A 12,328-nucleotide genomic window follows, 5' to 3' on the forward strand; every position below is an offset into this window, starting at 1 on the left:
CCCTCCTCCTCCTTCTTCTCGTCCCCCGCCTCGTTTTTTGTTTTTGGCGGGTGTCACAAAACTTAGCACTTGCCACGTTTCGCAGCAACGAGGCCGCAAACATGGTCAGACCCGGTTGTCAGCAAGTTCCTTGCCACTATGCATGAAAAGGCCACCCCGCGAACCCGCCCTTTCCGTGCCGGGCGGCGCCCTCAACGTGCCCCACCGGAGCGCCGCGCTCGACTTGGCACAGCGTTTGCAGTAAGGGAGGCATTCCGGCCTCGACCGGGACGGCCCCGGGGACGGGCCTCGACAAACAGCCAAAGCAAAGGAAGTGGAAGACATGAACACCCAGGAGACGATCACCCGCAAGCTGCGCAACGCCGTGATGGCGGCCCTGTTGAGCGGTGCAGCCGGCCTGGCCGGCGCACACGGCGACGTCACGCCGCAAGCCGTGGACGTGAGTTCGCTGAAGGCGCTGGGCGCCGACTGGCGCGCGACCAACCCCTACCGCGGCGAGAAGGAAGCCGTCCGCATCGGCGACTCCGCGTTCAACCAGAACTGTGCGCGCTGCCACGGCCTGGGTGCGGTGTCCGGCGGCATCGCGCCCGACCTGCGCTTCCTGCCCAAGGGTGACGAGGGTGACGAGATCTTCATGCAGCGCATCCGCCACGGCTCCACCCGCGGCGGCCGCGTCTACATGCCTCCGTTCGAAGGTATCCTGCCGCAGGAAGCCATGTGGGCGATCCGTGCCTGGCTGGAGACCGTACATGAAGACTGATTCACTGCGCGCACTGGTACTGGCCTGCGGCCTGCTGCTCGGAAGCGCCCACACCGCCTGCGCCGCCGACGCGCAGGCGGCGTCCGCGCTCGAAGTCCAGCAGCCCGGGCGCCTGCGGATCGCCGTCTACGACAGCTTTCCGCCCTACTCGGCCAAGGGCCGCGGCATCGACATCGCGCTCGGGCGCGAACTCGCGCGGCGCGTTGGACTGGAGCCGGAAGTGGTCGAGTTCAAGGCCGACGAGGACATGAACGACGACCTGCGCAACATGGTGTGGAAGGGCCACTACCTGGGGACGCGGCCGGCCGACGTGATGCTGCATGTGCCGGTGGACAAGCGGCTTGCCGACGCCAACGAGCAGGTGAAGATCTTCGGCCCCTACCACCTCGAATCGCTCGCGATCGTGCGCGATCCCAAGCGCGTGCCGCCTGTGACCGGCTCGGCCGCGAAGGCGCTGGAAGTCTTCACGCGCGAGAAGGTCGGCGTGGAGGTCGCTTCGCTGGCCGACGACTTCCTGCTCGGCGCACTCAACGGCCGCCTGCGCAGCAACGTCACCCACTTCCCCACGGTGGCCGAGGCGGTTGCGGGGCTTCAGCGCGGCGACGTGGTCGCGGTGATGGCAACCCGCGCCGAAATCGAGGCCGCGCTCGGGCAGCAAGGCGCCGGCCGCTTCGAGCTGACGCCGGTGTCGATGCCCGAACTGCGTATCAAGGGCTGGGCGCTCGGCATGGCCGTGAAGGCCGAGCACGAGGCGTTGGCCGACGCGCTCGGGAAGGCGATGATGGATGTGCAGCGTGACGGCACGCTGGTGCGCATCTTTGCCGAACACGGCGTCACCCACCAGACGCCCTGACCCGCGTTTCGCCGCGCTCCGCACCCCCAATGCGGCGCGCGGCGAAACCATTTGCGGAACTGCCGCTCCCAGAACCGGTAACACCCCAGCCCGGCCCACGAACCGGGCATCACACAACGGAGGCAGCATGCGCCACAGTCCACGCCTGATTGCGGCGCTGATCGGCGGGCTTTTCATGCCCGCCGTCGGCGTTTCCGCTCCCCTGGCCTACGTCGCCAACGAAAAGTCCGGCACCGTCAGCGTCATCGACACGAGCACCGACACCGTCGTCCGCACCCTGCAACCCAGCCAGCGCCCGCGCGGCATCGCCATCGCGCCGGACGGCAAGCGCCTGTACCTGACCGATGAGCCTACCGCGGCGCTCGTCGTAGTCGATACCGAAAGCGGCCGCACGGTGGCGAACTGGAAAGTCGGCGACTCGCCCGAAGGGGCCCATGTGTCCGACGATGGCAAACTGATCTCGGTGGCCGTCGAGGAAGAGGACAAGGTCGCCTTGCTCGACGCCGCCAGCGGCCAGATTCTGGCCAAGATCCCCGTAAAGGGCGAGAACCCCGAACACGCGGTGTTCAGCCCCGACGGGCGCTGGCTGTACGCCAGTGCCGAGGACGCGGAGCAGGTCGATGTGATCGAGGTATCCAGCCGCCGCCAGGTGGCGCAGATTCCCGTCGGCAAGCGGCCGCGCGGCATCGGCTTCACGCCGGACGGCAAGCGCGCCTACGTGGCCTGCGAACTCGCCAGCACGGTGTATGCGATCGACGTCGCGACCCACAAGGTAGTGGCGTCGATTCCCGCCGGCAACTTCTCCAACGGCATCGCGATCACCCCGGACGGCAAGCGCGTGTTCGTCTCCAACGGCCGCGACGGCACGGTGATGGCGATCGATACCGCAAGCAACAAGATGATCGCGACGATTCCGGTCGGACAACGGCCGTGGAACATGGCGATCACGCCCGACGGCGCCAAGCTCTACGTCGCCAACGGCCGTTCCGGCTCGGTCAGCGTGATCGACACAGTGCAGCTCAAGCGCATTGGCGAAGTCAGCGTCGGCGAACTGCCCTGGGGGGTGGCGATACGATGAACATTCCGCGCTACGACCGCGGTGCGATCGCGCTGCACTGGCTGCACGCCATCCTGGTGGTGGGCTTGCTGGGCTGGGGGCTCTACATGAGCGACCTGCCGAAGGGGCCCGAGCGCAGCTTCGCGATCGGACTGCACAAGTCCTTTGGCGTGGTGGCGTTGCTGGTGGTGGCGCTGCGGCTGTGGTGGCGGCTGGCGCACCCGGTGGCACCGGACCCGCGCCTGGGTGCCCTGGAGCAGCGCCTGGCCGGCGCCGGGCACATTGCCTTGTACGTGCTGCTGGTGGCGACGCCGCTCGCGGGCTATCTGTCGAGCAGCTTCACGCAGTATCCGATGAAGGTGTTCGGCCTCGCGATTCCCAAGGCGGGCTGGCCGGACGAGGCGCTCAACGCCTTCTTCAACGGCGCCCACAAACTCTTCGCGTGGACGCTGCTGGTGCTGCTGGTTGGCCATGTGGCGGCGGTGGTCATCCACGCGCTGCGGGGCCAGCCGGTGCTGGTGCGCATGCTGCCGGCGCGCAACAGACCGGGCTGAACACCTGTACCACTGCGATACAGGTGTTCCATTCCTGAACACCTGTATCGCCCTTTACGGGGCAGCGATCAGTTCGGCGCGCCGCTCAGGATCCACGCAATTACCGCCTTCAGGTCGGCATCGCTGATCTTTTCCGGATCGTTCGGCGTCATCGGAATCTGACCCCACACGCCCGCGCCACCTTCGCGCACCTTGGCGAACAGTTTCGCCGGCGCATCGGCCTGACCCTGGTACTTTGCAGCGACGTCGCGGTAGGCCGGCCCCACCATCTTCTTGTCGACGGCGTGACAGGCGACGCAACGCGCCTTCTTGGCCAGATCGATCGACGCGGCAGCCGGTTGGACGAAGCCCGCCGCAGCGATGGCGGCGAAAACGAGGAATCCCTTCTTCATGGTGACTTTCCTTGGATTGATGGAGGGTTGGGGTAAAGAGCGGTGTGGTGCGCTCACACGACGCCGGCGGCGACGAGTTCGGCCCACTCATTATCGGTAAACAGGCGCGAGCGGGTGAGAAAGCAACGCCCTTCGCCGCCTTCCAGCGAGAACATGCCACCCTGCCCATCGACCACGTCGATGATCAACTGCGTGTGCTTCCAGTACTCGTACTGCTGGCGCCCGATGTAGAACGGGCTGTCGCAGATTTCGCCCAGCAGCACGTCAGCGCTGCCGACCAGGAACTCGCCGCGCGGATAGCACATCGGCGCGCTGCCGTCGCAGCATCCACCGGACTGATGGAACATCACCGGCCCGTGCTTGGCGATCAACAGTTCGATGAAAGCCTGCGCCTCGGGCGTCGCAATCACCCTGGAAATCATGGTCCACTCCTCACCGATCGGGCGCACACCCGGCCGGCAAAAAAATCGGGCGGCCGGAGCCGCCCGTAACTCATCCGCAAGCGGGCGAGGGAGAGAGGAGAACAGCAGTTGAAACACCACCCGGCAACCGGCGCAAGCACGCGCCGGCCGCGAGTCAGTTTGCGGTCCGTCCATCCGCCGGTGAGAGCGGAGCGGGCAGACCGCGCCTTCAGGCTCAGAAGAAGCCGAGCGCCTTCGGGCTGTAGCTCACCAGCAGGTTCTTGGTCTGCTGGTAGTGGTCGAGCATCATCTTGTGGGTTTCGCGGCCGATGCCGGACTGCTTGTAGCCACCGAACGCGGCGTGCGCCGGGTAGAGGTGGTAGCAGTTGGTCCACACGCGGCCGGCCTTGATGTTGCGGCCCATGCGGTAGGCGGTGGAGCCGTCGCGCGACCACACGCCGGCGCCCAGGCCGTACAGCGTGTCGTTGGCGATGGAGAGCGCCTCGGCCTCGTCCTTGAAGGTGGTCACCGACAGCACCGGCCCGAAGATTTCCTCCTGGAAGATGCGCATCTTGTTGTGGCCCTTGAACACCGTCGGCTGGACGTAGTAGCCCTCGGCGAGTTCGCCGCCGAACTTGGCTTCGCCGCCACCGGCCAGCAGCTGCGCGCCTTCTTCCTTGCCGAGTTCGATGTAGGACAGGATCTTCTTCATCTGCTCGGTGGAGGCCTGGGCGCCGATCATGGTCTCGGTGTCGAGCGGGTTGCCCTGCTTGATCGCCTTGACGCGGGCCAGCGCGCGGTCCATGAAACGGTCGTAGATGGATTCGTGGATCAGCGCGCGCGACGGGCAGGTGCACACTTCACCCTGGTTGAGCGCGAACAGCACGAAGCCTTCCACCGCCTTGTCGAAAAACTCGTCGTCGGCCGCGGCCACGTCCTGGAAGAAGATGTTGGGCGACTTGCCGCCCAGTTCCAGCGTCACCGGGATGATGTTCTGCGACGCGGCCTGCATGATCAGGCGGCCGGTCGTGGTGGAGCCGGTGAAGGCGATCTTGGCGATGCGGCTGCTGGTGGCCAGCGGCACACCGGCTTCGCGGCCGAGGCCATTGACGATGTTGAGCACGCCGGCGGGCAGCAGGTCGGCGATCAGTTCTGCGATCACCAGGATGCCGACCGGGGTCGATTCGGCGGGCTTCAGCACCACCACGTTGCCCGCGGCCAACGCCGGCGCCAGCTTCCATGCCGCCATCAGGATCGGGAAGTTCCACGGAATGATCTGGCCGACAACGCCCAGCGGCTCGTGGAAGTGGTAGGCGACGGTGTTCTCGTCGAGTTCGGCGAGCGAGCCTTCCTGGGCGCGGATGCAGCCGGCGAAGTAGCGGAAGTGATCGATGGCCAGCGGGATGTCGGCGGCCATGGTCTCGCGGATCGGCTTGCCGTTATCGACGGTCTCGGCGTAGGCGATCAGTTCGAGGTTCTGCTCCAGGCGGTCGGCGATGCGGCACAGCGTGTTGGCGCGCTCGATGACCGAGGTGCGGCCCCACTTGTCGGCGGCGGCGTGGGCGGCATCGAGCGCGAGGTTGATGTCTTCCTCGGTCGAACGGGCCACCTGGCAGAAGGGCTTGCCGGTAATCGGCGTGATGTTGTCCATGTACTGGCCACGGACCGGCGCAACCCACTTGCCGCCGATGAAGTTGTCGTAGCGGCTCTTGAACTGGACTTTGGCGCCTGCCTTGCCGGGCATCTCGTAAATCATTGGGGTCTCCTTCCTATTGCTGTGAGTGAACGCTGCTTTGCGTGCCACCCCCTGTGCAGGGTGCGTGCCAGCCGCGGAGAAGTGACCCTCGGATTTATTCTTCTTATTGATTAATAAGCAGTTTGCTCGTTACAAGAAGTAAGGGCCGGAAACCGGACGCCGCGCTGCACAAACTGCGCTGCTCCATTCCGAAACACGTGCTTCACTATTCAGCATATGCAGCCGATGACGACGCTCGGGCCGTCCCGCGCGGGGGTGCCGCACACGCTGGCGCCATCGCCGACGCAGCTGGAACACGCCAAATGAAAGCCAAGCGGCATGAGTTTTGCTCGTGCAGCACATGGACTCCGCAACACCTCCGATCCCGCTTTCTGCCGCGTTGCGCGAATCGTGGGCGCGTTGCCATCGCCATGGCCTCGATCCGGATGAGCCGCTGCCCACCCACGCGTTGGCGCGGGCGGACCTCGCCGACCGCCTGGAAGCCAACGCGCGGCTACTGACCTTCTCGCGCCCGGTGATCGAGAACCTGTACCGCCAGATCGACTGCCCCGCCTCCACCGTGCTGCTGACCGACAGCCAGGGGCTGATCCTTTCTGCGCTCGGTGACACGGCCTTTCTCGATCGCGCCGCGCGCGTCGCGCTCAGCCCCGGGGTGGAATGGACCGAAGCGGCCATGGGCACCAACGCGATCGGCACCGCGCTGCAACTGGGCGAGGTGGTGACGGTGCAGGGCGACGAGCACTTCTTCACGCGCAACCGGGTGCTCACCTGCGTTGCCACGCCCATCCTCGCCCCCACCGGCGGCATCGCCGGCATCCTCGACATCTCCACCGACGCGCGCGCCGACCTGTCGCACGCCGACGCCCTGCTGCGCACCACCGCGGAACTGATCGAGCACAGGCTGGTGGAGTCACTGGACGACGGCTTCCTGACGCTGCGCTTCCATTCCCGCCAGGACCTGATCGGCACGCCCTTCGAGGGCCTCGCGGTGTTCGACGAAAGCGGCCGGCTGCTGGCCTGCAACCGTGCGGCCCGATCGCAGCTGAGGCTGTACCGCGAGTTTCCCGACACCAGCTTCGCGGAGTGCTTCGCCACCGACTGGCGCCGCCTGATCGACTGGGCGGCACTCGGCCACGCCACGCCCTTCCCGCTTCGCACCGCGGTTGCGGGCACCTGCGTGGCGCGCGCAACCCTGCGGGGACAACGCAGGCATTCGCCCGCCGCCGAAACGCCCGCGCCGCCCCGATCCACCGTGGTGGACGCCATCAACCTCGGTGACGAACGCGTGGCAACGGCGCTCGCCACCCTCGCCACGTGGGCGCAGGAAAGCGGTCCCTTGTTGATCGCCGGCGAAACCGGCACCGGCAAACGCCATCTGGTCCATGCCTTCCACCACGACCACGCCGAGCAACGGCCGCTGGTGACGCTGGACTGCGCGGCGGTCGCCGCCGGCCCCCAACTGCGGGCGGAAACCGAGCATGCACTGCGTCAGGCCGAAAGCGGCATCCTGTACCTGATCGACAGCGAAGCGCTGCCTTATGCGGAGCAGGTTTTCCTGTTCCGCGCGGCCTCTTCAAGCACGCGGATCATCGCCGCCACGCGTGTCCCGCTGGTGCAGCTCCACGAGCAGCAACGCATCCCCTTCGGCACCTTCGACGCATGCGGCGGCCGCCGGATCGAACTCCCGCCCCTGCGCGAACGCAGCGACTTCGATGCGCTGGTCCGCCGCTTCGTGCGCGACGCCTGCCCGGACCGGCCGGTGTACGTCTGCCCGGATGCGCTCGCCCTGCTGCGCCGTCATCGCTGGCCCGGCAACCTGAGCGAACTGAACAACCGCCTGCGCCTCATCCTCGCGCTGATGGGGGACGACGCTGGGCAGCTGTGCCCCGAGGACATTCCCGAAGAACTGCTGGAGCCGGTGGCGGGCTGAGCAGCCGCCGTACAACGGACGCCCCGCTGCGCGGCGCGCCGTCAGCCCGGCTTGAGGCGGCCCGCGCTTAGCCGGCGCGGTCCGAACGGGACGGCGTGCCCAACGTCACCAGTACCGCCGAACCGGCCGGCACAGCCTGCTCCGCAAGCTCCTTCCGCGCGAGACGGATCACCGCCAGTCCGGAAGACAGCGCCAGCGCCGCCATGACCCCGGCCACCACGATGTCCGGCCATCCCTGTCCGGTGCCGAAGACACCCGCCGCGGCGAGAATGACAGCAACATTGCCGATCGCATCATTGCGGCTGCACAGCCACACCGAACGCATATTGGCGTCGCCTTCGCGAAAGGCGTAGAGCATCAACGCGACCCCCGCGTTGGCCACCAGCGCAAGCAGCGCCACCGCGCCCATGGTCATCGCCTCCGGGGGCACGCCGCCGAACGCCGCCCACACCGACTTGCCCAGCACGAACACGCCGTAGCCGGCCATCGAAAACCCTTTGACCAGCGCCGCACGCGACCGCCACGCCAGCCCCAGCGACAGCACCGCCAGCGAGATGCCGTAGTTGGCCGCGTCGCCGGCAAAATCCACCGCATCCGCCAGCAGCGACACCGAACCGGCGTGCAGCCCGGCGACCAGTTCTATCCCGAACATCAGCGCGTTGATCACCAGGGCCACCCACAGCGCGCGCCGAAAACGCGGGCTCACCGAGGTCTGCGGCGCGCAACTCGAACCGCAACTACAACCGGGCATCGTCTTTCTCCAGCAAGGCTTTTCGCCAATCTTACACAGCCGACCTCCCAGCCGGAATCGACGCCTGCCGCGGGCGCTACGCGCCCTTCCGCCATCATCGTGGGGGGGCCGGAGCGACACCGTATGCGGCGGCTGCTCCACGTCACCTTTAAATGACAAATGCAAAATCCGTAATGCATAATCCGGCCTTCGTGAAGCCCGCCCCGGCGGTTCGAACCGCCCCCTACCATGGACATGACGCCACCGCGCGAGATCGGCCGCAGCAGCGCGCCGCTGCTCCCCAACCGCTTCCGCGACCACCCCGTCTGGGTGCGCCGCGGGCAGCCGGGCGTCATCATCCTGGTCCACGGCGTCAACGACGTCGGCACCACCTACCACGCCTTCGACAACGGCTTGTGCGCAGGTCTCAACGAGCGGTTGTCTCGCGCCGACCTCTACCCCAACGACTACACCCTGCCGGTGAACGACGAGCCGGTCGTGCCCGACCCCGACAAGGTCTATTACCGTCTGCGCGCCAACACCAACACCTACAGCCCGGTGATTCCCTTCTACTGGGGCTATCGGGCGAGCGAACGAGAAACGGGCAAAGAGCTGGTCAACAACGAAGTCGTGGACATCCACGGCAACCGCCTCGACCGCGACTTCGCCAAGGGCGGCGGCATGTTTGCCAATGCCACCAGCACCATTCCCGACATGTTCGGCGGCAACTTCAACAGGAACATCTGGGTGCTGATCGCCGATCTCACCGCCGACGATGCACATCGCCTCAAGACCGCACCCGACCGCCGCTACATGGCGCTCGCGGCCAAACGCCTCGCCGCCCTGATCGACACCATCCGGCTGGCCGATCCGGACGACACCGTTACCGTGATCGGCCACAGCCAGGGCTGCCTGGTCGCCCTGCTCGCCCAGGCGTGGGCCAGCCGCGCGGCCGACTGCCTCGTCCTCAACCATCCCCCGTACGGTCTGCACGAACCCTTCCTGGACTATATGGCGCAGAGCGGCAGCGAGCAGCAGACCACCCGCGCCCGGGTCGAAACCCTGGTACGGCTGGTAGACAAGGTCTGTCGCGCACCCCACCCCACGCCGGCGCTGGAGAGCCTCAACAACGGCATCTGCTCAACCGGCTGCGCGGGGTCCGCATGGACGCCGCAGCAGGGGCAGCGCCCCCATCCCACCGCGCCGGACGAGCAACTGGTATTTGCCGAGCGCGACAACCGCGGCAAGGTGTACCTCTACTTCTGCCCGCACGACCTCACCGTCGGCCTCGCCAACGTGCAGGGTATCGGCACCTTCGGCGTGCCGGACAGCCTCAGCTACCCCAACCGTGAAGGGGTCACGGTCGAACATCCCGTACTGGACCGCCTCGGTGCCCGCTTCCTGCAACGGGTGTGGACCTGGCGCCAGCGTGAGGACAATACCGGCGAGATCGGCCTTGCAGCGCCCTACCACCACACCTTGCGGCTGAAGGACGAGCCCAAGTACGACCGAAGCGGAATCACCGTGGGCCGCAGCGGTGCCTGTATCGATGAAAGGCGCCGGATCACGGGCGAGGCCCTGAACCCTAAGTTCAAGCCTGACCTGCACCACGGCGAACTGGGCGACAGCCGGCCGGCCGACCCGCGTTACCAAGGCCACATCGGCTACGACCCCATCGATGCTTCGATTGCCGTCGCCAGCACCTGCCTCGAGGTCAAGACCGACAAGCGTCTCGATCTTCCTCGCCACGGCCCCTTGCCCAGCCACGCCGAACTCGAAGCCGCCTATAACAACGGCAGACCTGACGGCGACCGGACTGTCGTTCTTAAGGTCGGTCGCGGCACTGACGGCATCGTCGAGGTGAACCGCACCGAGACGCCTTTCGAGGCGCGTCGCCGCTACCAGGACGACACCCGGGGAATGGAGAACTCATATCACTCGTCCATCGTCGGCAACCCCGAGCACCATCGCTGGGTCACCGCGATGGACGTGGCGGTAGGACAAGCGAAATCGCTGGAGGACGACAACTGGCGGGCGCTGCTGATCGCGATGGCGGACTGGCGAAGACCATTCGAAGCGGAGGACAAGGAGGACCTCCGTTGCTTCGGTCAGCTGCCGGCCGAAACCCAAAGTCTGATCGATGCAACATGGCGCTACTACGACGTCGGGGACTTTCCAACGCACATTCTCGACGGACCACTGCCGACCGAGATCGTCAGTGAAACCCGGGCTGAGCGCTCCACCGCCCGCGAACAAGCATGAGGAGCCGACATTTTCGACCTGACGCGAGGCCGACTGTTGCTGCAACGCTCTCCCTTGCATGCACCGCGACAGCTGTATGGCTTCTTCTCCTCACAGCGACCGCCGACCACATTCGGCCTACCTTCCCCCTGCCCATGCACTCCAGACTGATGACACTATTCACACCCCCTCTCGTTTCCACAGCTGTGGTGTTCTTCCTGCTCTGGGGGCTAGGCAGCACTCGCGCAACAGCTGGCGAGCAGCAACAACAGCTGACGCGCCAGGCGGAGGTGCAACGTGAAACCGAGCAGAGGAATGACAGCCGACGATTCCAGCTCGAGGTTCGGGGGGTCGGCTTGACCATCAACCGCTTCCGCCAGGGCCGCTTGTGGGAAGCCATCGACAAGAAGAATGACGCCTTTCAAAGCGCCCTCTCCCAAGACCCACGGGACTACGAATGGTCCGCCATGGGGCGCGGGCAGGACTACGACAAACGCGAGGCTGACGCTTTTGAGTCGGCCCTTGACGGATGGGTCGAGCGCTGGCCAATTCCGTTTCTAGTGGCCGGCCCAGTCAGCTTAGATGCACCTGCTTTGCGCCTAAGCCGTGGCCGTCAAAATGGCGGCATGGCCATTCACCTGTTCACCGTGCTCGACCAGCGTGCCGGTGAAGGCAGCGATCAGCTGATCGCCCAGCTCTTCGACTTCTTCGATCGTAACCCCGACCTGCCCGGAGCTGTCGTGCTCGGCTTCGACAGCCAGTACCGGCGTCCCGGCAAACGCAAGGACGGCCATTTCGTCCCGACCATCCCCGACTCCATCGTCGCCCTCCTCGTCACCCGCAGCGACCGGGTAGACCGCGACATCCGCCCCTACGTGGTCGATGTCCCCTACGACATCAACATGCTCGACACCCAGTACGACGTCATCCAGCTGTGGAACGATTACTGGGACGCGACCACCCTCTACCGCAAGCAGCCCGACAGCTATCCGTTCATGTCCTGGCAGTTCTGGCACGAACACCAGCAAAAACTCATCGCGCGGATCGATCCCAACGGCAACCAGGGCCCGCTGCTCGCCTTCTGGAAGCGCAAGACCGGCTTCAAGCCCAGTGCCTGGGTGCCGGTGCGGTGGACGGAGTGGCAACTCCGCGAATATGACAACGCCCCGCTGCTCGGCTACCTCCACCGCCCGGTCGAAGTGCCGCTGGACGCGCCGGCCGGTCCGCAGGGCGATCGTGCCCGGGCCGCAGCGATGGCCGAGGGCTGGAAACAGGCGCTGGCCACGCTGCCCGAAGGCAGCGCGCCGCGCCGCTTGTTCTATGACACCGCCGGCGAAGGCCGCCGCCTGATTCCCCTCGCGCTGGCGATGGGCGCGGAGGCCACGCCGAATCCGCTCGCGATCGACGACCCGGCCAACAGCTACGACCTCACCCGCCGCGTCGCGGATACCGGCGTCAGCTCGCCCTTCGTGCAGCTCGCTCTTGCGCTGATGCGCAGCTACCACCAAGGCGGCCCGAGCGCCACCGTCAATCTGCGCGAGGACGCGCGTGCCAGCATCATCATGGTGAGTCCGCCGAGCGAAGCACAGAAAGCCGCCAATCCGCGCCAGCCCGACCCCTTCTTCAACCCCAACGCGCCCCGCTTCTGAACCAC

Annotated in this window: 11 protein-coding genes; 7 read left to right on the plus strand and 4 right to left on the minus strand. The window is 66.4% G+C overall.

Going from position 1 to position 12,328, the window contains the following annotated elements; genetic code table 11:
• Window positions 1–322 precede the first annotated feature (322 nt).
• The 4 genes from pedF (at window position 323) to dqs_RS15165 (ending at window position 3,224) form a co-directional block, all read left to right on the plus strand.
• Window positions 323–760: a cytochrome c-550 PedF gene (gene pedF, locus dqs_RS15150; RefSeq protein WP_011766659.1), complete on the plus strand. Its 438-nt coding sequence runs from the start codon at window positions 323–325 to the stop codon at window positions 758–760.
• Window positions 750–1,613 carry a substrate-binding periplasmic protein gene (locus dqs_RS15155; protein ID WP_011766660.1) on the plus strand — a complete coding sequence of 288 codons (864 nt, stop codon included), beginning with the start codon at window positions 750–752 and terminating at the stop codon, window positions 1,611–1,613. The genes pedF and dqs_RS15155 overlap by 11 nt, the downstream gene beginning before the upstream one ends.
• Before the next feature lie 127 nt (window positions 1,614–1,740).
• A complete protein-coding gene (locus dqs_RS15160; protein ID WP_065340997.1) occupies window positions 1,741–2,691 on the plus strand; it encodes a beta-propeller fold lactonase family protein in 951 nt (316 codons plus the stop codon).
• Window positions 2,688–3,224 (plus strand): cytochrome b, encoded by a 537-nt coding sequence (locus dqs_RS15165; RefSeq protein ID WP_011766662.1) that lies wholly within the window; start codon window positions 2,688–2,690, stop codon window positions 3,222–3,224. The genes dqs_RS15160 and dqs_RS15165 overlap by 4 nt, the downstream gene beginning before the upstream one ends.
• A gap of 68 nt (window positions 3,225–3,292) precedes the next feature.
• Here dqs_RS15165 and dqs_RS15170 read toward each other — a convergent pair whose 3' ends face one another.
• The 3 genes from dqs_RS15170 to adh all read right to left on the minus strand — a co-directional run bounded on the left by dqs_RS15170 (window position 3,293) and on the right by adh (window position 5,773).
• A complete protein-coding gene (locus tag dqs_RS15170) occupies window positions 3,293–3,616 on the minus strand; it encodes a c-type cytochrome (RefSeq protein WP_011766663.1) in 324 nt (107 codons plus the stop codon).
• Between the two features lie 53 nt (window positions 3,617–3,669).
• On the minus strand, window positions 3,670–4,038 hold the full coding sequence (locus tag dqs_RS15175) for a DUF779 domain-containing protein (protein ID WP_011766664.1): 369 nt from the start codon (window positions 4,036–4,038) through the stop codon (window positions 3,670–3,672).
• A gap of 214 nt (window positions 4,039–4,252) precedes the next feature.
• The gene (gene adh, locus dqs_RS15180) at window positions 4,253–5,773 is read right to left on the minus strand and encodes an aldehyde dehydrogenase (RefSeq protein ID WP_011766665.1); all 1,521 of its coding nucleotides are present in this window, start codon (window positions 5,771–5,773) and stop codon (window positions 4,253–4,255) included.
• A 340-nt stretch (window positions 5,774–6,113) separates the two neighbouring features.
• Between adh and dqs_RS15185 the strand changes: the two genes are divergently transcribed.
• Complete coding sequence (locus dqs_RS15185) at window positions 6,114–7,703, plus strand: sigma-54-dependent Fis family transcriptional regulator (RefSeq protein ID WP_011766666.1); 1,590 nt, start codon at window positions 6,114–6,116, stop codon at window positions 7,701–7,703.
• A gap of 67 nt (window positions 7,704–7,770) precedes the next feature.
• Here dqs_RS15185 and dqs_RS15190 read toward each other — a convergent pair whose 3' ends face one another.
• Entirely contained in the window at window positions 7,771–8,409 is a 639-nt protein-coding gene (locus dqs_RS15190; RefSeq protein ID WP_236778691.1) for a cation efflux transmembrane domain-containing protein, read from the minus strand.
• Window positions 8,410–8,682: 273 nt separating this feature from the next.
• On the opposite strand from dqs_RS15190, the gene dqs_RS15195 reads away from it, so the two are divergent.
• Window positions 8,683–10,695, plus strand: coding sequence for a DUF3274 domain-containing protein (locus dqs_RS15195; RefSeq protein WP_065340999.1), 2,013 nt, complete (start codon window positions 8,683–8,685; stop codon window positions 10,693–10,695).
• Window positions 10,696–10,844: 149 nt separating this feature from the next.
• Window positions 10,845–12,323, plus strand: coding sequence for a type VI lipase adapter Tla3 domain-containing protein (locus tag dqs_RS15200; protein ID WP_236778692.1), 1,479 nt, complete (start codon window positions 10,845–10,847; stop codon window positions 12,321–12,323).
• The last annotated feature ends 5 nt before the right edge of the window (window positions 12,324–12,328 follow it).

The organism is Azoarcus olearius (genome assembly GCF_001682385.1).
GTDB classification, from domain to species: domain Bacteria; phylum Pseudomonadota; class Gammaproteobacteria; order Burkholderiales; family Rhodocyclaceae; genus Azoarcus; species Azoarcus olearius.

Bases quoted from the DNA above. Each gene is read 5' to 3' on its own strand.
- dqs_RS15185 (WP_011766666.1), top strand. From the start codon at position 6,114: ATGGACTCCGCAACACCTCCGATCCCGCTTTCTGCCGCGTTGCGCGAA.
- dqs_RS15170 (WP_011766663.1), bottom strand. From the start codon at position 3,616: ATGAAGAAGGGATTCCTCGTTTTCGCCGCCATCGCTGCGGCGGGCTTC.
- dqs_RS15165 (WP_011766662.1), top strand. From the start codon at position 2,688: ATGAACATTCCGCGCTACGACCGCGGTGCGATCGCGCTGCACTGGCTG.
- adh (WP_011766665.1), bottom strand. From the start codon at position 5,773: ATGATTTACGAGATGCCCGGCAAGGCAGGCGCCAAAGTCCAGTTCAAG.
- dqs_RS15200 (WP_236778692.1), top strand. From the start codon at position 10,845: ATGACACTATTCACACCCCCTCTCGTTTCCACAGCTGTGGTGTTCTTC.
- dqs_RS15175 (WP_011766664.1), bottom strand. From the start codon at position 4,038: ATGATTTCCAGGGTGATTGCGACGCCCGAGGCGCAGGCTTTCATCGAA.
- dqs_RS15155 (WP_011766660.1), top strand. From the start codon at position 750: ATGAAGACTGATTCACTGCGCGCACTGGTACTGGCCTGCGGCCTGCTG.
- dqs_RS15195 (WP_065340999.1), top strand. From the start codon at position 8,683: ATGGACATGACGCCACCGCGCGAGATCGGCCGCAGCAGCGCGCCGCTG.
- dqs_RS15160 (WP_065340997.1), top strand. From the start codon at position 1,741: ATGCGCCACAGTCCACGCCTGATTGCGGCGCTGATCGGCGGGCTTTTC.
- pedF (WP_011766659.1), top strand. From the start codon at position 323: ATGAACACCCAGGAGACGATCACCCGCAAGCTGCGCAACGCCGTGATG.